Source organism: Mesorhizobium sp. M7A.F.Ca.MR.148.00.0.0 (assembly GCF_003997735.1).
Lineage (GTDB): Bacteria > Pseudomonadota > Alphaproteobacteria > Rhizobiales > Rhizobiaceae > Mesorhizobium.
The window spans coordinates 50,258-68,911 of record NZ_RZTB01000002.1 but is presented as its reverse complement, the minus strand read 5'-3'; the positions used below and the strand labels follow the sequence as shown (position 1 = coordinate 68,911).

At 64.1% G+C, this 18,654-nt stretch carries 20 protein-coding genes; 14 read left to right on the top strand and 6 right to left on the bottom strand.

The window, feature by feature from the left end; translation table 11 throughout:
* Nucleotides 1-101: 101 nt before the first annotated feature.
* A complete protein-coding gene (locus EOB49_RS01240; protein ID WP_127379913.1) occupies nt 102-860 on the bottom strand; it encodes an SDR family oxidoreductase in 759 nt (252 codons plus the stop codon).
* Between the two features lie 260 nt (nt 861-1,120).
* On the opposite strand from EOB49_RS01240, the gene EOB49_RS01235 reads away from it, so the two are divergent.
* From EOB49_RS01235 to EOB49_RS01200, 8 genes are all read left to right on the top strand, one after another.
* Nucleotides 1,121-2,374, top strand: coding sequence for a sarcosine oxidase subunit beta (locus EOB49_RS01235; protein ID WP_127321970.1), 1,254 nt, complete (start codon nt 1,121-1,123; stop codon nt 2,372-2,374).
* Nucleotides 2,374-2,814 (top strand): hypothetical protein, encoded by a 441-nt coding sequence (locus EOB49_RS01230; protein WP_127379912.1) that lies wholly within the window; start codon nt 2,374-2,376, stop codon nt 2,812-2,814. The genes EOB49_RS01235 and EOB49_RS01230 overlap by 1 nt, the downstream gene beginning before the upstream one ends.
* 11 nt (nt 2,815-2,825) lie before the next feature.
* Nucleotides 2,826-3,122 carry a sarcosine oxidase subunit delta gene (locus EOB49_RS01225; protein ID WP_023770558.1) on the top strand — a complete coding sequence of 99 codons (297 nt, stop codon included), beginning with the start codon at nt 2,826-2,828 and terminating at the stop codon, nt 3,120-3,122.
* Nucleotides 3,119-6,112, top strand: coding sequence for a sarcosine oxidase subunit alpha (locus EOB49_RS01220; RefSeq protein ID WP_127379911.1), 2,994 nt, complete (start codon nt 3,119-3,121; stop codon nt 6,110-6,112). Before EOB49_RS01225 ends, EOB49_RS01220 begins: the two co-directional genes overlap by 4 nt.
* A complete protein-coding gene (locus EOB49_RS01215) occupies nt 6,105-6,689 on the top strand; it encodes a sarcosine oxidase subunit gamma (RefSeq protein ID WP_127379910.1) in 585 nt (194 codons plus the stop codon). Before EOB49_RS01220 ends, EOB49_RS01215 begins: the two co-directional genes overlap by 8 nt.
* A 59-nt stretch (nt 6,690-6,748) precedes the next feature.
* Entirely contained in the window at nt 6,749-6,979 is a 231-nt protein-coding gene (locus tag EOB49_RS01210; RefSeq protein ID WP_127329425.1) for a hypothetical protein, read from the top strand.
* Nucleotides 6,980-7,057: 78 nt separating this feature from the next.
* Nucleotides 7,058-7,843: a ThuA domain-containing protein gene (locus EOB49_RS01205; protein WP_127379909.1), complete on the top strand. Its 786-nt coding sequence runs from the start codon at nt 7,058-7,060 to the stop codon at nt 7,841-7,843.
* 48 nt (nt 7,844-7,891) lie between these two features.
* Complete coding sequence (locus EOB49_RS01200; protein WP_127379908.1) at nt 7,892-8,941, top strand: Gfo/Idh/MocA family oxidoreductase; 1,050 nt, start codon at nt 7,892-7,894, stop codon at nt 8,939-8,941.
* Between the two features lie 42 nt (nt 8,942-8,983).
* Here the strand turns inward: EOB49_RS01200 and EOB49_RS01195 are convergent, their stop codons facing one another.
* From EOB49_RS01195 to EOB49_RS01170, 5 genes are all read right to left on the bottom strand, one after another.
* On the bottom strand, nt 8,984-9,232 hold the full coding sequence (locus EOB49_RS01195; RefSeq protein WP_127379907.1) for a DUF680 domain-containing protein: 249 nt from the start codon (nt 9,230-9,232) through the stop codon (nt 8,984-8,986).
* Nucleotides 9,233-9,423: 191 nt separating this feature from the next.
* On the bottom strand, nt 9,424-10,062 hold the full coding sequence (locus tag EOB49_RS01190) for a TetR/AcrR family transcriptional regulator (RefSeq protein WP_127268963.1): 639 nt from the start codon (nt 10,060-10,062) through the stop codon (nt 9,424-9,426).
* Between the two features lie 164 nt (nt 10,063-10,226).
* Entirely contained in the window at nt 10,227-11,258 is a 1,032-nt protein-coding gene (locus tag EOB49_RS01180) for a phosphotransferase (RefSeq protein WP_127379906.1), read from the bottom strand.
* Nucleotides 11,255-11,740: a MaoC family dehydratase gene (locus EOB49_RS01175; RefSeq protein ID WP_023810115.1), complete on the bottom strand. Its 486-nt coding sequence runs from the start codon at nt 11,738-11,740 to the stop codon at nt 11,255-11,257. Before EOB49_RS01175 ends, EOB49_RS01180 begins: the two co-directional genes overlap by 4 nt.
* Nucleotides 11,741-11,779: 39 nt before the next feature.
* Complete coding sequence (locus EOB49_RS01170) at nt 11,780-12,595, bottom strand: SDR family oxidoreductase (RefSeq protein ID WP_127379905.1); 816 nt, start codon at nt 12,593-12,595, stop codon at nt 11,780-11,782.
* Nucleotides 12,596-12,710: 115 nt separating this feature from the next.
* On the opposite strand from EOB49_RS01170, the gene EOB49_RS01165 reads away from it, so the two are divergent.
* From EOB49_RS01165 to EOB49_RS01140, 6 genes are all read left to right on the top strand, one after another.
* Nucleotides 12,711-13,952, top strand: coding sequence for an acyl-CoA dehydrogenase family protein (locus tag EOB49_RS01165; RefSeq protein ID WP_127379904.1), 1,242 nt, complete (start codon nt 12,711-12,713; stop codon nt 13,950-13,952).
* 52 nt (nt 13,953-14,004) lie between these two features.
* Nucleotides 14,005-15,042, top strand: a complete 1,038-nt coding sequence (locus EOB49_RS01160; RefSeq protein WP_127379903.1) for a zinc-binding dehydrogenase — start codon at nt 14,005-14,007, stop codon at nt 15,040-15,042.
* Nucleotides 15,043-15,248: 206 nt separating this feature from the next.
* Entirely contained in the window at nt 15,249-16,412 is a 1,164-nt protein-coding gene (locus EOB49_RS01155; RefSeq protein ID WP_127379902.1) for a glycosyltransferase 87 family protein, read from the top strand.
* Nucleotides 16,405-17,394, top strand: a complete 990-nt coding sequence (locus EOB49_RS01150) for a glycosyltransferase family 2 protein (RefSeq protein WP_127379901.1) — start codon at nt 16,405-16,407, stop codon at nt 17,392-17,394. The genes EOB49_RS01155 and EOB49_RS01150 overlap by 8 nt, the downstream gene beginning before the upstream one ends.
* Nucleotides 17,391-18,200, top strand: coding sequence for a ChbG/HpnK family deacetylase (locus EOB49_RS01145; protein WP_127379900.1), 810 nt, complete (start codon nt 17,391-17,393; stop codon nt 18,198-18,200). Before EOB49_RS01150 ends, EOB49_RS01145 begins: the two co-directional genes overlap by 4 nt.
* Entirely contained in the window at nt 18,197-18,607 is a 411-nt protein-coding gene (locus tag EOB49_RS01140; protein WP_127269060.1) for a GtrA family protein, read from the top strand. Before EOB49_RS01145 ends, EOB49_RS01140 begins: the two co-directional genes overlap by 4 nt.
* The last annotated feature ends 47 nt before the right edge of the window (nt 18,608-18,654 follow it).

Sequence of the window (18,654 nt, the reverse complement as noted above, 5' to 3'; positions counted from 1 at the left end):
GACCCGCTTTTAGACAGGAACGGAATCGCCAAATCGCGGCGAAAAATCAAGAGCGGCCGTTTGCCTGGCGGCTATGAACATGCATCCCGCCGCTGGAATCTTCACGTCCGATTGATCGACACGCCGCCATCGGCAAACAGAGCCGCTCCGGTGGTGAAGCTCGAGGCGTCGGAGGCGAGATAGAGCGCGGAACGGGCGATCTCCTCCGGCATTGCGATACGCTTCAAAGCATGCAGGCCTTCGACGAAGGCTCTTGATTCCGGGGTCTTGAAGGTTGCCGCCGGCGTGTCTGTGCCGCCGGGCAGCAGCGCGTTGACCCGCACGCCTTTCGGGCCGTATTCGGCGGCAAGCACCTGTGTCAGTCCGATCAGGCCGGCCTTGCTCGCGGCATAGCTTGTCATGCCCGGCATGCCGACTGTGTGGCCGACGAAGGTGGAGGTGAAGATCAGCGAACCACCGCCACGCTCGATCATTGCCGGCACCTGGTATTTGGCGCCGAGAAACGCGCTGGTGAGATTGGTGTCGAGCGTCTCGCGCCAGCCTTCCAGCGGCAGGTCCGAAATCGGTCCCATCCGGCCGACGGCGCCGGCATTGTTGAAGGCGATGTCGAGCCCACCGAACTTTTCGACCGCCAGATCGACAAGGGCCTTTGCATAGGCTTCGTCCCTGACATCGCCGGCAAGCGCGATGGCCGCGCCATCATTGTCTTCTATCTCGGCGACAAGCGCATCGAGCTCGGCCTGGCGGCGGGCGGCGACGATGACCTTGGCGCCTTCCTCGGCAAAGAGTTTTGCCGAGGCCCGGCCGATGCCGGAACTGGCGCCGGTGACGATGGCGATCTTGTTGGCGAGTGCGAACATTTTTGCATCCTTTTCTTCGCGTCGGCTTTAGCGGCGATCCGAGATGCTTGGTCGCAGATGGGGCAAGCACGAGCCACCCGATACCTGCCAATGTGTGGAAGCGCCGGATGCGTCTTTTCCGCCACGGCGCAAAACGGCAAGCGCCGTCGCAAACAGCGCAAGGGTGGAAGCGCTGTTTCGCTAGTGATACACCTCGCGCGCCGGGACCGAATGAACGCCGGCCGCCATTCGCGAAGCCTTTTTGGGGCGAGGTTGGGACGTTGAAGAAATATTCGGTATTCGCCATCGCCCGTGAAGCCATGCGCGGTCACAAGGGCTGGGAGGAACAGTGGTCCTCGCCTGAGCCCAGGAAAGAATACGACGTCATCATCGTCGGCGCCGGCGGCCATGGCCTGGCCACCGCCTATTACCTCGCCACCGTGCACGGCATCACCAATGTCGCGGTGCTGGAAAAGGGCTGGCTCGGCGGCGGCAACACCGGCCGCAACACCACCATCATCCGTTCCAACTATCTCTATGACGAGAGCGCCGGCATCTACGACCATGCGCTGAAGCTGTGGGATGGCTTGAGCCAGGAACTCAACTACAACGTCATGTATTCGGCGCGCGGCGTCATGATGCTCGCCCACAATGTGCATGACGTCCAGGTGCTGAAGCGCCACGTGCACGCCAACCGGCTGAACGGCATCGACAATGAATGGCTGACGCCGGAGCAGGCGAAGGAATTCTGCCCACCGCTCAACACCTCCAAGGATGCGCGCTATCCGGTGGTCGGTGCGTCGCTGCAGCGGCGCGGCGGCACGGCCCGTCATGATGCGGTTGCCTGGGGCTATGCGCGCGGCGCCTCGGCGCGCGGCGTCCACATCATCCAGAATTGCGAGGTCACCGGGGTCAAGCGGGCGGCCAATGGCGCGGTGATGGGGGTCGACACGACGCGCGGCTTCATCGGCGCCAAGAAGGTCGGCGTCGTTGCCGCCGGCCATTCCTCCGTCATCATGAACATGGCAGGCGTGCGCATGCCGCTGGAAAGTTATCCGCTGCAGGCGCTGGTGTCGGAACCGGTCAAGCCGGTGGTGCCCTGCGTGGTGATGTCGAACACGGTGCACGCCTATATCTCGCAGTCCGACAAGGGCGAGCTGGTGATCGGCGCCGGCACCGACCAGTATGTCTCCTATTCGCAGACCGGCGGCTTGCACATATTGCAGCATACGCTCGACGCCATCTGCGAGATGTTCCCGATCTTCACGCGCATGAAGATGCTGCGCTCGTGGGGCGGCATTGTCGACGTCACGCCCGACCGCTCGCCGATCCTGGCCAAGACGCCGGTGCCGGGCCTCTATGTCAATTGCGGTTGGGGCACGGGCGGCTTCAAGGCGACGCCGGGTTCGGGCCATGTCTTTGCCCACACCATCGCCAAAGACGATCCGCATCCGATCAACGCGCCCTTCACCATCGAACGCTTCCGCACCGGACGGCTCATCGACGAGGCGGCGGCGGCGGCGGTGGCGCACTGATGATGGCTGAGATGGCTGTCGCGATGCCGCTGATGCGGGCGGGGGAGCAAGTGCTGGCGGGAGAACGGGGCATGTTCCATTTTCCCTCGCCGGATGAAGTGCGCACGCAGCCGATCAGCCGTGCCGGCAACGAAGCCGGCTGGCCGTTTTCGGTCGATGACGGCACGTTGGCCTGCGTCTGGAGCGGCGGCCAGAGGGTGGTGATGTTCTTCGAGGGACGACCCGAAGGGCTCGAAGAAGACGAGACATTCCAGCCGCGTCAAGTCATCGTCACAACCGATCCGATGCAGCTCACCCTCGGCAACATGGCGTCCCGCGATCTGTTTCGTCCCGCTGCAAGCGTGGAAGAGCGCATCCGGCTCGTCGCACCGTTCGCGACCCTGGGACAGAAGCTTTGCGATCAACCGGCGGGCGCCCGCGTCGGCCACGGCGAATTGTAGGAACGAACCAAATGCTTCTCATCCGCTGCCCCTATTGCGAGGAAGAGCGTCCGGAACTCGAGTTCCGCAACGCCGGCGAGGCCCACATCGCGCGCTCGGCCAATATGGCCGGCGAGAGCGACGACGATTTTGAAAAGTTCTTCTTCATCCGCTCCAACCCCAAGGGCATCATTTATGAGCGCTGGCGGCACATGCATGGCTGTGCGCGCTTCTTCAATGCCGTACGCGACACCGTCACCGACAAATTCGTCATGACCTACAAGGCCGGCGAGCCGAAGCCGTCGAAGCTGCCGGGAGTTGCCAAATGAGCGGCGCGTTCCGCATTCCCGGCGCTGGCCGCTTCAGCCAAGCCAAGACCGCGCGGTTCAGCTTCGATGGCCGGTCCTATGCCGGCATCGAGGGCGACACGCTGGCCTCGGCGCTGCTCGCCAATGGCGTCCATCTCGTCGGCCGTTCGTTCAAGTACCACCGTCCGCGCGGCATCCTGTCGGCGGGCGCCGAGGAGCCGAACGCCCTGGTCGAAATCAGGCGCGACGCGGCACGCAAGACGCCGAACGTGCGGGCGACCGTGCAGGAGCTCTATGACGGGCTTGATGCGCAGTCGCAGAACCGCTGGCCGTCACTGTCCTTCGACCTCGGTGCGGTCAGCGATATCGCCTCGCCGCTGCTTTCGGCCGGCTTCTACTACAAGACCTTCATGTGGCCGAAAGCGGCGTGGAAGAGGCTCTACGAGCCAAAGATCCGCGCCGCAGCCGGTCTTGGCGTTTCCCCGGACCAGCCGGATCCCGACCATTATTCATCGCGCTATGCGCATTGCGACGTGCTGGTGCTGGGCGGCGGTGCGGCAGGCATCGCGGCAGCGCTTGCGGCGGCTGAGACCGGCGTGCGCGTCATCCTCGCCGACGAGCAGGCCGAGTTCGGCGGCAGCCTGCGTTTCGAGAGCGGCGCGAAAATCGACGGCCAGGATGGTTTTGCCTGGGCGCAAGCTGCCGTGGCGAAGCTCGCCGCAATGGACAATGTCCGCGTGCTGTCGCGAACGACGGCGTTCGGCTACTATGCGCAGAATTTTGTGGGGCTGGTCGAGCGTGTCAGCGAGCATCTGAGGACCCCCGGCCACGATCTGGCGCGCGAGCGGCTGTGGCAGGTCCGGGCCAAGCGCGTGGTGCTGGCCTCGGGCGCGATCGAGCGTCACATGGTGTTTGCCGACAATGACCGGCCGGGCATCATGCTGGCGGGTGCCGCGCGCACCTATCTCAACCACTATGGCGTCGCGGTCGGCAGGAATGTCGGCGTCTACACCGCCAATGATTCTGCTTACGCGGCGGCGATCGACCTGAAGAAGGCCGGCGTCAACGTGGCGGCGATCGTCGATCTGCGCGAAAATCCGACCGGACCGGTGATCGACGAGGCGAGGGCGCTCGGCATCGAGATCAATTTCGGCCGCGCGGTGCTCCGCGCTGGCGGTAAGCTCAGGGTGTCGTCGATGACCGTGCAGCCGAAGAATGGCGGCGGCGAACGCACCATCGCGGTCGATGCGATCCTGATGTCGGCCGGCTGGACGCCGTCGGTGCATCTGTTCTCGCAGTCGCGCGGCAAGGTCGCCTTCAACGACGAGACCAAGCGCTTCGTGCCGGGCACCTATGCGCAGGACTGCGTCTCGGTGGGCGCCTGCAACGGCACCGACGGGCTGTCGGCGACGGTGGACGAGGCCTATGCGGCGGGTGCCAAGGCGGCCAAGGATGCTGGTGCCAAAACTGCCAAGGGCAACAAGCCGAAAGTCGATGCGTCGGAGAGCTGGTCGCGCGGTATGTTGGGCGCGGCGCCCGGCGCCGGGCCGGACACGACGGTGAAGGCGTTTGTCGATTTCCAGAACGACGTCACCGCCAAGGATATCCGCCAGGCGGTGCACGAAGGCATGCGCTCGATCGAGCACGTCAAGCGCTTCACCACCAACGGCATGGCGACCGACCAGGGCAAGACCTCCAACATGCACGGCCTGGCGATTGCCGCCGAGACGCTGGGAAAGCCGATCCCGGAGGTCGGCCTGACCACGTTCCGTGCGCCCTATACGCCGGTCACCTTCGGCGCGATCGTCAGCCATGCGCGCGGTCCGCTGTTCGACCCGACGCGCAGAACCGCGATCCATCCCTGGGCCGAGGCGCAAGGTGCCGTGTTCGAGGATGTCGGCCAGTGGAAGCGCGCCTGGTATTTCCCCAAGGCGGGCGAGGACATGCATGCCGCGGTCGACCGCGAATGCGTCGCGGTGCGCAAGACGGCGGGCCTATTCGATGCCTCTACGCTGGGCAAGATCGAGGTGGTTGGGCCGGATGCGGCCAAGTTCATGGAACTGCTCTACACCAACCCATGGGAGAAGCTGGAACCCGGCCGCTGCCGCTACGGCATCATGCTGCGCGAGGACGGCTTCATCTATGACGACGGCGTCGTCGGCAGGCTGGCCCCCGACCGTTTCCACGTGACGACGACGACCGGCGGCGCGCCGCGCGTCATGAACCACATGGAGGATTATCTCCAGACCGAGTTCCCGCATCTCAATGTCTGGCTGACCTCGATCACCGAGCAGTGGGCTGTTATCGCCGTGCAGGGGCCCAAGTCGCGCGACATCATCGCGCCACTGGTCGAAGGCATCGACATGTCCGACGAGGCGCTGCCGCATATGTCGGTGCGTGAAGGCAAGATCTGCGGCGTGCCGACGCGGTTGTTTCGCATGTCGTTCACCGGCGAGCGCGGCTTCGAGGTCAATGTGCCGGCCGACTATGGCCAGGCGGTCTGGGAAGCCCTGTGGGCCGAGGGCCAGAAGCATGGTGCGGCCGCCTACGGCACCGAGGCGATGCACGTGCTGCGCGCCGAAAAAGGCTACATCATCGTCGGCCAGGACACGGATGGCACGGTAACGCCGAACGACGCCGGGCTCGACTGGGCGGTCGGCAAGAAGAAGACCGACTTCGTCGGTATCCGCGGCCTGACGCGGCCGGATCTGGTCGCCAAGGGCCGCAAGCAGCTGGTCGGCCTCAAGACCAGGGATCCCAAAGTGGTGCTGGAAGAAGGCGCGCAGATCGTCGAGGATCCGAAGCAGGCGATCCCGATGAAGATGATCGGCCATGTCAGCTCGAGCTACTGGTCGGAAAATTGCGGCCGCTCGATCGCATTGGCGCTGGTCGCCGGCGGCCGCGACCGGATGGGCGAGACTCTCTATGTGCCGATGCCGAATGGGGTGATCGAAGTGGAGGTTACCGGCATGGTATTCTTCGACGAGACGGGAGGGCGCCTCAATGGCTAAGGCCGCTGCAAGGAAGACGGCTCCGGCCGCATCGCCTTCGGTCGAACGCCGTCCGGCGCTGGCTGGGCGCAGCACCACTGCCGCCGCCGTCAAGGTCGAGGTGCTGCCGTCGGCCGAGCGCGTTTCACTGCGTGCGCCGGAGGCTTCGGCCGCAGCGCTTTCGAAGGCGCTCGGCGTGACCTTGCCGAACAAGCCGAAAACCTCTGCCGCGAAGGGCGGGCGCAACGTCTTGTGGCTCGGTCCCGACGAATGGCTTGTGATCGATGAGGCCGGCAACGATCCGCTCGCCGATTGCGCCAAAGTATCCGCGCTGCATTCGGCGGTCGGCGTCTCGCATCGCAACATCGCGATATCGGTGACGGGCACTGGGGCAGCGGCGACGATCAATGCTGGCTGCCCGCAGGACCTGTCGCTCGACGCCTTCCCGGTGGGCGCAGCGTCGCGCACCATCTTGGGCAAGACCGAGATCGTGCTGCTGCGCACAGCCGCCGATGCCTTCCGGGTCGAATGCTGGCGTTCCTTCTCGGACTATGTCTTTACTTTCCTGTCCGAGGGATCGCGCGACGCGGCGGTCTGAACTCGGAACGTTTTGCAGGGCACGCTCGTTCTGCATCCGCACGCCGAGGGAGAATGCCGATGCCGTCGAATTCCCCACCGAAGTCGCCGGTCATAAAGACATCGGCCGTCCGCTCGCTCGAACATGAGCGGCATGAAGCCCCGAGCGCCGAAGAGGAACTCGAGGAAGGCCTCGAAGACACGTTCCCGGCCAGTGATCCGATATCCATTACCGGAACCGCTATCCCCGGCGCACCGGCGAAACCGGGCAAGGCCAAGACCGTGCCGGGGCGCAAGAAGCGCAAGACGTAGTATTCCATCGGGCCAGGCGGCATCGGCACCTTCTCAATCCCTTTTGACATGCTATTTAAAGCGCTTTGGGAGATAAAAATGCCGACAAAAGCGATCGTTTGGGGCGAGAATGTCCACGAGCAGACCAATGAAGCCCTGCGCGACCTCTATCCCTTGGGCATGCATGGCACCATCGCCGCCGCCCTCAACCAGGACAAGGGCATCAAGGCGACCACCGCAACCTTGCAGGAGCCCGAGCACGGCCTGAGCGAAAAGCGCCTGGCGGCCGCCGACGTGCTTTTGTGGTGGGGCCACGCGGCGCATGGCGAGGTCAAGGACGAGATCGTCGAGCGGGTGCAGAAGCGGGTGTGGGAAGGGATGGGCTTGATCGTGCTTCATTCCGGCCACTACTCGAAGATATTCAAGCGGCTGATGGGCACGCCCTGTTCGCTGAAATGGCGCGAGGCGGGCGAGCGCGAGCGCGTCTGGGCGATCAACCGCGGCCACCCGATCGCGCAAGGCATCGGCGAGTGCCTGGAGATCGGCGAGACCGAAATGTATGGCGAGCCGTTCGCGGTGCCGGAGCCGCTGGAGACGGTGTTCGTCTCCTGGTACGAGGGCGGCGAGGTGTTCCGGTCCGGGCTGACCTACCAGCGCGGCGCGGGACGGATCTTCTACTTCTCGCCCGGCCACGAGACCTATCCGATCTATCACAATGAGGGCGTGCAGCAGGTGCTGCGCAACGCCGTGCACTGGGCGCACAACCCGGCGCCGGCATGGTCCGGCATCACCAATGCGCCGAACGTGCCGACGGATGCGGCCAAGGAGAAGATCGTGCAGAAGGGGCTGCGCCTGCATGCCGACGGCGACAAGGGCCTGAGTTGATTCGGGCCTGAGCTGATTGGGGTGTGAGGTGGCTGGGGGCCTGAACTGATGCATCGAATTCTTCTGCTCGGCACCGGCGGTATCGCCGGGCATCATGTCGAGGAGTTTGCCGGGATCCCGGGCTGCAGCATCGTCGCTTGCGTCGACCAGGTGCCTGGCCGCGCGGCGGCGTTTGCCGCCGTCAGCAAGATCGGCGAATCTTTCGAGAGCCTGGAGGCGGCGATCGCCTGGGGTCAGTTCGATGCCGCCATCAACGCGACGCCGGATGGTGCGCATATGGCAACGACGCTGGCGCTGCTTGCTGAGGGGAAACACGTGTTTTGCGAAAAGCCGCTGGCGCCGAACCACGCCGACGCGCTTGATATGACCGAAGCGGCCGAGGCTGCAGGGGTGGTCAACATGGTCAACCTGACCTATCGCAACTCACCGGCGATCCATGAAGCGCGGCGCATGGTGCTGGCCGGCGAGATCGGCGTGTTGCGCCATGTCGAGGCAAGCTACCGGCAAAGCTGGCTGGTCAGCCAGTCGTGGGGCGACTGGCGGGTCGAGGACAAATGGCTCTGGCGCTTGTCGAGCCGGCACGGTTCGACCGGCGTGCTGGGCGATGTCGGCATCCATATCCTGGACTTCGCCACCTATGGCGCCGGCCAGGATATCGTCAGCCTGCATGCCGATCTGGTGACGTTTCCGAAGGCCGAGGGCGAGCGCATCGGCGACTATGTGCTGGACGCCAATGACAGCGTGGCAATGACGGCGCGGCTCAGTTCCGGTGCGCTCGCTACGATCGTGGCGAGCCGCTACATGACCGGCCACGCCAACGATCTGTCGCTGGCCCTGCACGGCACCAAGGGCGCCATCAGGGTCGAAACCGACGGCAAGGCATCGAACCTGTCGGCCTGTCTCGGCGGCGATGTCGATCTTCAGCGCTGGCAGATCTTGGCGCTGCCCAGTGTCAAGCGCAATGCGCCACGCTTTGCCGATGCGCTGGATACAGGCCGGAATGGCGATCCGTCGTTCCGGCGTGCCGCGGACATGCAAAAGCTGATCGACGCGGCCTTCGAGAGTTCAGCGGCGAAGCTGCCGGTTTCGGTCGGCTGAAGCTGGCCGGCTTGTGCCGGCCAGACGCGATCTTTGCTGATGTCAAAATGCGCTTGGTACAATCCACGGATTGATGCTGATGCCGAGCCGCGGGCCCTTGCCTTCAGCGGTATTTTGCGTGGCACCCTTCTTCTCGACCGAACCGGTCGAAGCGCAATCGAGCTTCACGTTGGTCCTGGTGTCAACGCAGGCCGCCACCGGCGCATGCTTGACGGGATGGGTGGTGTTGGCGGCGAAGGCCGAGCCCGAAAGTGCCAGCACGGCGGCGAGGGTGACGAGTGTCTTTTTCATTGTCAGTCTCCGGTTTCCGGGTCGAATTCAATTCGTACCGACGGGTGAATTTCTCTCGTACATGTACGATACGCTGTACATATACGCCCGTCGATCGCGAAGTTCAAGGAAAACCGTACGCGTACAATAGATTTTTGTTAACCAAGAACCCCCAGGTCTGGAGGGGAATACACAAAACCAGGAAACGGCGTTCAGCAGTTGACCGGTGTCTCGGTCAGAGGCGGGACGTTTTGCGTGCTGAGCGTGGCGAGCGTGAAATCGCACATCCGCTTCACGAAGGCCTGCGGATCGCCGAAGGGGTAAAACGGAAAGGTGATGAGCAGCGAGATCGTGCCGTGTCCGACCGCCCACAGCATGGTGGCGATGGCGCGCGGATCGCCCTGCAATTTGCCGGCGGCGACGCAGGCCTCGACCCTGCTGATCAGCACCTTCATAGCAGGGTTGCTCTCCTCCATTTCATTGTAGCCTTCCGGCAGCTTGGTCTTTTCGGTCATGAACACGGTGCGGTATTCGTTGGGATTGCCGAGTCCGAAAGCGGCATATTCGGTCATCACCGCCTGCAAGGCCTCGATTGGATCATCGGATGGATGCTCCTCGATGCGGCGGGCGAGTGTCTCGAATGCATCCTCGGCCAGAGCAAACAAGATGTCCTGCTTGTCGGCGAAGTAGGAATAGACAGACATCGGGGCGTAGCCGACCCGTTTGGCCAGCTTGCGGATGGTCAGGCCTTCATAGCCTTCTTCCTGGACGAGCTTGTGCGCGGCCTCGACCAGTTCGGAGCGCAGTTCGGCCTTTTGTTTCTCGCGGCGTGTCTGGACGCTCTGCGGCAAGATCCGGTGCCTTTGGTTGGTTGGTGGCTGGCTAAATTATATACGCTGTACGGAAACGGACAAGGGCACGGGAAGTTCCCAGGCGGTATGCTTCGGATCGTGCCGACGCTTGTCGAGGTTGGCGGCACCCGTGATCAGCACCTTTGCTCCGTCAAAGCGGCCCATCACGCTTCCTTGTCGATCAGCTTCGCGGCAAGACGCGAAAGCAGCTTTACCGCCTCGCCATAGGTCCGGGCCTTTTCCGGATTGGAGGCGTTGCCGTCCAGCGCCCGCTTGTAGACGCCCTGGCAAATCGCGGCCAGCCGGAAGAAGGAAAAGGCGAGATAGAACGTCCAGTTGCCGATACCGGTGAGCCCGCGCCGCCGGCAGTAGGCGGCGACGTAGTCCTCCTCGGAGGGCAGGCCGAGTGCGGAACGGTCGACACCGCCCAGGCCGCGAAAGCCGGAAGCGTGCGGCAGCCGCCATTGCATGCATTGATAGGCGATATCGGCGAAGGGGTGGCCTGATGTCGACAATTCCCAGTCGAGCACCGCCAGCACCTTCGGCCGGTCCGGCGCGAAGATCAGATTGTCCAGCCGGTAGTCGCCATGCACCAACGAGATCCGGCCATCATCGGCGGGCATATGCGTTTCCAACCAGGCAATCAGCCCGTCCATGTCGGCGACTGCGTCAGTCTCCGAGGCGCGGTACTGGCTGGTCCAGCGCGCCAGCTGCCGCTCGAAATAATTTCCCGGCCGCCCGAAATCGCCGAGCCCCACTGTCCCGACATCGATCTCGTGCAGCGCCGCGAGGGTTTCGTTCATGGCATCGTATATAGCGGCGCGTTCTTCGTTGTCGCGAGCCTCCGGCAGGGCCGGATCCCAGAAAATGCGGCCGTCCAGGAAATCCATCACGTAAAACATGCGGCCGATGGGCGAGTCTTCCGCCGACAGATGCAGCATGGCAGGCACGGGCACGGCGGTGCCGGCAAGCGCGCTCATCACCCTGAATTCGCGGTCGACCTGATGCGCCGATTTCAGCAATTGCCCCGGCGGCTTGGCGCGCAGCACGTAACGGCCGCTTGCCGCCGTCAAAACGTAAGTCGGGTTCGATTGGCCGGATTTGAACTTCTCGACTGCTGCAAGCTCGGAAAAGCCCGGTATGTTCGCCTCGAGGTAAGGCGCAAGCGCTGCCTGGTCGAGTACGGGATCACTCATGCCGTCTCGGGCTGGCGTTCGATCAAGGTCAGCGTCAACCAGCGCGCGGTCAGTGCCGGCTTCTTCGAACCTTCGATTTCGATCGTCACGTCATGCGCGGTCTGCACCCAGCCCGACGGCCGAACCTTGACGTCGGCCAGCACGAAACGCGTGCGGATGCGCGCGCCCGTTTTCACCGGCGCCAGGAAGCGCAGCGAATCGAAGCCGTGGTTGACGCCCATCTTGCCGTTTTCCAGCGGCGGCATGGTCTCGAAGGTCATCGCCGACAACAGCGACAGCGATAGGAAGCCGTGCGCGATGGTGCCGCCGAACGGCGTTTCGCGCATGGCCCGCTCCGGATCGCAGTGGATGAACTGGTGGTCGTCGGTGGCGTCGGCGAACTGGTCAATCATGCGTTGCGTGACCGCCCGCCATGGCGACACGCCAACCTCCTTGCCGACACTGGCCAGAAGCACATCGAGACTGATCGGTTCCACGCTCATGTCCTCCAGTTCACCCCCGGCTTCTGTGGCCGGAAAATGTCATTCCTTGAACAGGGTCAGCCCATGCTGCACCGACTGTCCGCCGTCGATCGGCAGGATGGCGCCGGTGACATAGCTGCCTGCACGGCTGCACAAATAGAGCGTTGCGCCGGCAATGTCATCCAGTGCGCCGATACGGCCGATCGGAACATGGCTGCCGACGTGCCTGGCCTGCTCATCCGTACTGGTGGCGAATGCCGTCATCCGGCTCTGGAAGGGGCCGGGAGCGAAGGCATTGACGGTGATGCGGCGGCCGGCGAACTCGAGCGCAAGGGTGCGGGTCAGATGATGCACGGCTGCCTTGGACGCCGTGTAGGAATAGGCGTCGTCGGCCAGCGGCTGCGTGCCCATCACCGAACCGAGATTGATCACCCTGGCCGGATCGGCGTCGCTGGCGGCGGCATCAAGCAGCGGCAGCAATTCGCGGGTCAGATGGAAGACCGCGGTGACGTTGACGCCAAACACCTTGGCCCATGCCGAATAGGGGAAGCTTTCCAGCGGCGCGCCCCAGGAGACGCCGGCGTTGTTGACCAGAATATGCAGTTTCCCGGTCCGCGCTTTGACCTCGGCGACGAGTGCGGCAATGCCGGTTTCGCTGGAGACATCGCCGGCGAAGCCTTCGGCCCGGCCGGATGCGCCAAGCTCGTTCAACTCTTCGGCGACCTTGACGCAGTCATCGCCCTTGCGCGACGCGATCATCACGTTGGCGCCGGCCTGCACCAGCGCAGTCGCCGCCATGCGCCCGATGCCGGTCGCGGCACCCGTCACCAGCGCGGTCTTGCCGGCCACCGAAAACAGCTCGTCCAGATAGCTCATCACAATCCTCCGCGCTCGGCATGCGGGCAAACAGTTCGCGTTGACAAGGCTATCCGAAGTACGGTCATCCTTGCCACTGACAAAATGCCTGGCATGCATGAAGGGTTAGCGACTGATGACGGAGATGCATCTCGGCATGACCGAGCGGTTGAAGCCGATCCACGCGCGCGTCGCGGCCATGGTGCGCGACGAGATCATGCCGCTCGACCATGAATTCCTCAGCGAAGTGGGCAAGGCAGGCAACCGCTGGGTCTACAGTGCGCGCCAGAGCGAGATCCTCGAAGGGCTGAAGAAAACCGCAAGGGAGCGTGGCTTGTGGAATTTCTGGCTGACCGGCTCGGAACGCGGCTACGGCCTTTCCACCGTCGAATACGCCTATCTGGCCGAAGAGATGGGCAAGGCGCATCTCGGCGCCGAGACCTTCAACTGTTCGGCGCCCGACACCGGCAACATGGAGGTGCTGGAACGGTACGGCTCGGCCGACCACAAGAAAGAATGGCTGGAACCGCTGCTCGCGGGCAAGATCCGCTCGGCCTATCTGATGACCGAGCCGGATGTCGCCTCGTCCGATGCCACCAACATTGCCATGCGCTGCGAGCGTCAGGGCGACGACTATGTGCTCAATGGCGAGAAATGGTGGGCTTCGGGCGCAGGCGATCCGCGCTGCGCCATCTACATCGTCATGGTCAGGACCGGCGGCGATGAGGAGCCGCAGCACCGCCGTCATTCGATGATCCTGGTGCCGTCGGACACAAAAGGCGTGACCAAGGTGCGGGCCATGCAGGTTTATGGCGATGACGACGCGCCGCACGGCCACATGCATCTCCGCTTCGACAATGTGCGGGTACCGGCATCGAACCTGATCCTCGGCGAGGGCAGGGGGTTCGAGATCGCGCAAGGGCGGCTCGGCCCCGGCCGCATCCATCACTGCATGCGCGCCATCGGACAGGCCGAGATGGCGCTCGAGATGCTGTGCCAGCGTTCCTTGCGCCGCGAAGCCTTCGGCCAGAAGCTGGCAAAGCTCGGCGCCAATTTCGACATCATCGCCGAAAGCCGCATGGAGATCGAAATGGCCCGGCTGCTCTGCCTCAAGGCGGCGTGGATGATCGATCAGGGCGACGCCCGCGCCGCGGCCCCCTGGATCAGCCAGATCAAGGTGGTGGCACCCCGCGTCGCGCTCAAGGTCACCGACGAGGCGGTGCAGATGTTCGGCGCGCAAGGCATCAGCCAGGACACGCCGCTGGCGCGGTCGTGGACGCATCTGCGGACCTTGCGCCTTGCCGACGGGCCGGACGCCGTGCATCGCCGTCAGGTGGCGCGCACCGAGCTGAAGAAATACACGCAGGAAAAGGTCTGAGCGCCGGCATCGTCATCCGGCGATGCCGACAGCCCAAGCACGGAGTGTTCCAATGGCCGTCCCCTCCGAAATGAAGGCGCTGCTGCTGGTCGGCGACGGCTACACCAGGACGCCGAGCGGCAGTGTGCTGGAGGCGACGGAGCCGTATCTCGAGCCGGGCAACATCGCGGTGCCGACACCCGGACCGACGCAGGTGCTGATCAAGGTCAACCTCGCCTCGATCAACCCCTCCGACATCGCCTTCATCAAGGGCCAGTACGGCCAGCCGCGCGCCAAGGGCCAGCCGGCCGGCTTCGAGGGCGTCGGGATTGTCGTCGCCAGCGGGGACGAGCCCTATCCCAAAAGCCTGATCGGCAAGCGCGTCGCCTTTGCCACCGGTGTCAGCAACTGGGGCTCATGGGCCGATTATGCCGCTGCCGAGGCAGTGGCGTGTATCCCACTTCTCGACACGGTCCGCGACGAGGATGGCGCGGCGATGATCGTCAACCCGCTCACCGCGCTCGCCATGTTCGACGTCGTCAAGGAGGAAGGCGAAAAGGCCTTCGTCATGACCGCCGGCGCCAGCCAGCTCTGCAAGCTGATCATCGGCCTGGCCAGGGAGGCAGGTTTCCGACCGATCGTCACCGTGCGGCGTGACGATCAGATCGCTTTGCTGAAAGCGCTTGGCGCGGCGCACGTGCTCAATGAAAAGGCGCCGGATTTCAAGGCGGCTCTGCGCGAGGTGATGAAGGCCGAACAGCCGCGCATTTTCCTGGACGCGGTGACCGGGCCGCTTGCCTCCGCCATCTTCGACGTCATGCCGAAGCGGTCGCGCTGGATCATCTATGGGCGGCTCGATCCCGAAGCCACCGTTATCCGCGAGCCCGGTCAACTGATCTTCCAGCATAAGCATATCGAAGGTTTTTGGCTGAGCGAGTGGATGCGCCAGTTCCGCGACCGCCGCGGCCCGGCGATCCTGGAAGCGCAGAAGCGTTTTTCCGATGGGCGCTGGTCGACCGACGTGACGGCGGTGGTGCCGCTCGCCGAGGCAATGGCGCGGGTGCCAGCGGAACTGGCCAAGCCTAACGGCAAGGTGTTCATCCGGCCTTAGAGCAATTCGAAAGACGCGAGAAACTTGGATACGAGAGCTTTCGACGGACGGAGAATGCCGGTATCCGGCAGCTGTCCGGATCGTCAGGCGAGTGTCCGAGTCTTTCAGACCCCTATGCCACGCCGCTTCGTCCGTGATATGCCGCCGCCATCGAATGCCGGGACAGGCTGGACTGATCCAGTTCCGGGATTGTGTGGAGCGCCTTGATGACGATTTCCAAGCCGGTTTTCGACCGTTTGGGGTTTGGCCTGTGGATCGGAGCGTTCCTGGTCGTTCTTGCCATGGTCCTGCGGTCGCCGTACACGCGGACGGTATGGAAGGCCTATATAGACGGCAGCGAGGCGCTTCTGGCCGGTCTGCCGCTCTACGACACCCAATCCGAGATGGGGTATCTCTACGCGCCGGCCTTCGCCGCGCTCTACACTCCGATAGTCAAGCTCGGTCCGCATCTGGGCGGCGTGGTGTGGCACTCCCTCGGGTTTGCGGTGCTGACCTATGCCGCGATGCGGCAGGTGCGCAAGCTCGGTGGTGGCGAGTTGATGTGGCTGCTTTCTTTCGGCCTCTTCCTCGCTTTGCCGATGGCGCTCGGCGCGATCCGCAACGGCCAGGCGACGATCCTTTTGACCGGCGCTTGCTGGCTTCTCACATTGTCGGCGCTGGAAGGGCGACGGGCGGAGACGTTCTTCTGGGCTTCGCTTGCCATCATCGCCAAGCCGACCGCGATCATAATGCTGTTGTTGGTAGGAGCCCTTCGGCTTCGGTTGATACCGGTGCTGGTGCTGGCGGTGCTGTTCGTGCTCGCACTGCCTTACGCTTTTGCTCCCGCCGGCTATCTCAACGATCAGTATCGTGTCTTCGCCCAGATGTTGACCTCCATGGCCGTCGACAATACCAGCCATTTCGTGTCCACCGATTTCACGGCACCGTTCACCACGATAGGGCTGCCGATACCGGAATTCGGCGCAACGATCGTGCGCATGGTCATGGCCCTGCTTACGCTTTCTGCCGTCATCTGGTTCGACCGCAGGCTCGAACAGGGAAAGGCGGCGCTGGTGATCTTCCTGACGGCCACTTTCTACATGTGCGTCTTCAACCCGCGCGTCGAGCCCAACACCTTTGCCATGATCGCGGTACCAGCCGGTCTTGCCATCGCCCTGTTGTGGCGCGAAGAACGAGGCGGCGTCCTCGCCTCGGTGCTGTCGATGACGCTGTTCGCGGCCGGGCTGAGCGGCGTCGAGCGCCATGTGCACGATTTCCTCTTCCCCTGGTTCCGGCCGGTGGCCGTCACTTTCATCGCCGGTTCGCTGATCTGGTGGTTCTGGGCCAAGGCACGGGAAAAGGTGGTGAATGCGGGAGTCGCGAATGGCTGAGTTGCGACAGAGCCTCGATATCGTTGCGCCATTCTTCAACGAGGCGGCTTCGGCATCGGCCTTCGCGCGCCTGCTCGGCGAGCTCGAAGCGGCCGTGGCACAGCGCTTCGGCATGACCGTGCACAAGATCCTGGTCGATGACGGCAGCCGTGACGATGGCGCCGGACGATTTTCGCAAGCGCTGACGGGATCGTGGGAGATCGTCCGCCTCAGCCGCAATTTCGGCAAGGAAGTCGCTGTGCTCGCCGGCCTCGACCAGTCGCGCGGCGACATGGTGCTGATCATGGACGCCGACCTCCAGCATTCCCTGGACATCAGCCTGAAGCTGATCGCCGAGTTGGTGAACCATCCCGACGTCGACGTCGTCTACGCCCAGAACGACCGCCGCGAGGCGAGCTGGCGGCGCAGCCAGCTTGCACGGCTTTTCTACAGCCTGATCAACAGCAGCCAGCGTTTCGACATTCCCGAAAATGCCGGCGACTTTCGCGTCATGCGCGGCGCCGTGGCGCGCGCACTGACCAGTCTGCGTGACAAGCGTCGCTTCAACAAGGGCCTGTTTGCCTGGGCGGGCTTTCGCCAGAAAGCATTGCCCTATTCGCCGGAAGGCCGCGCCAGTGGCACATCGAAATGGAGCCGGCTCAACCTGATCGCCTTCTCGCTCGAAGGGTTCACCTCGTTCTCCGTCATTCCGCTGCGCCTGATCAGTCTTAGCGGGCTGCTCGCGGCGTTGGCCGGCGCGCTCTATGGTGCAAAGGTGTTCTTCGAGGTGATCCTCTACGGCATTGCCGTTCCGGGCTACCCCAGCCTGCTGGTTGCCGTCGTTCTGCTCGGCGGCCTCAATCTGACCCTGCTTGGCCTGATCGGCGAATATGTCTGGGTGACGCTCAGCGAGAGCAAGGATCGGCCGGTCTATCTCGTGCGCGATGTCGTGCGCAGCGATGCCCCCGCCGACCGGCCGGAGCCGGGCTCTTCGAACAGATGACGCGGCGCATTCGCCTGATCGCCGACGATTACGGCCTGGCGCCTGGCGTTTCCGCCGGGATTCTCGATCTTCTCGATCGGGGGCGCCTGACCGGCACCAGCTGCATGACCGGCTTTCCCGAGTGGGCAAAGGAGGCAGAGCGCATAAAACCGCTGTGCGGCCGGGCCGCGGTTGGGCTGCACCTCACCTTGACCGACCAGTTGGCCGTCACCGGCCGGTCGGCCTTGGCGCCGGAAGGCCGGCTGCCACCGCTCCGCGCACTGGCCGTGCCTGTTCTGCGCGACCGCATCGGCGCCCGCCATGTCCATGCCGAGCTTGACGCCCAGTACAGCCGCTTCGTCGAGGCGCTTGGCCGCCGCCCCGATTTCGTCGACGGGCATCAGCATGTGCATTTCCTTCCTGTCGTGCGCACATGGCTGTGCGCACGGTTTCCAGAAGGCGCCGACAGGCCGGCCCTGCGCGGCGCCCCGGCGCTGGCCGCGGGAGCGAAAGTCGCTGCGATTGCCGCGCTCGCCGCCGGGTTCAACCGCTCGATGCAGCGCGCGGGCTTCACCGTTTTCCAGCCGCTCGCCGGCATCTATGACTGGCGGCAACCGGAAAAGTTCGCTGCGGTTCTGCAGGCCGCCGTCGAAGGGTTGCCGGAGCGAGGGCTGTTCATGTGTCATCCCGGCCATGTCGACGAGACGCTGCGCGCGCGCGACATGATGCAAGGTGTGCGCGAGGTCGAATTCGCGGCCCTCGCATCGGACCCGTTCGGAGCCAGCCTGGCCCGCGCCGGCGTCGAGATCTTGGACGGCAAGAGATGAGCGACGCCGATCGGCCCCAGCGTTCGGCCGGCAGCAAGATCGTCCGCTTCGCCATTGTCGGACTGGCGAACACGGCCATCGACCTTGCCAGCTTTTTCCTGCTGCTCAAGCTCGGGGTTCCGCCGGTGCCGGCCAACATCGCTGCCTGGTTCGTCGCCGTCACCTTTTCCTTCGCGGCGAACGGCTTGTGGTCGTTTGAGCGCAATCGAGCCATCCGGCTGCATGACGCGTTCCTTCGTTTCGCCACGCTTGGAGCGCTGATTTCGCTCGGTGTCTCCAGCCTCTCGATCGCGCTGTTCGCCGGCATCATCGGGGTGTGGCCGGCGAAAATCGGCGGCGTCGTGGTGGCGGCGGTGCTGAATTTCCTCGCCGCGCGCTGGTCGATCGAAGGCCGGTTCTTGAGATAGGCGGAATTATTTTTCTTACGAAATTCCGGACGAAAACCCGCTACACA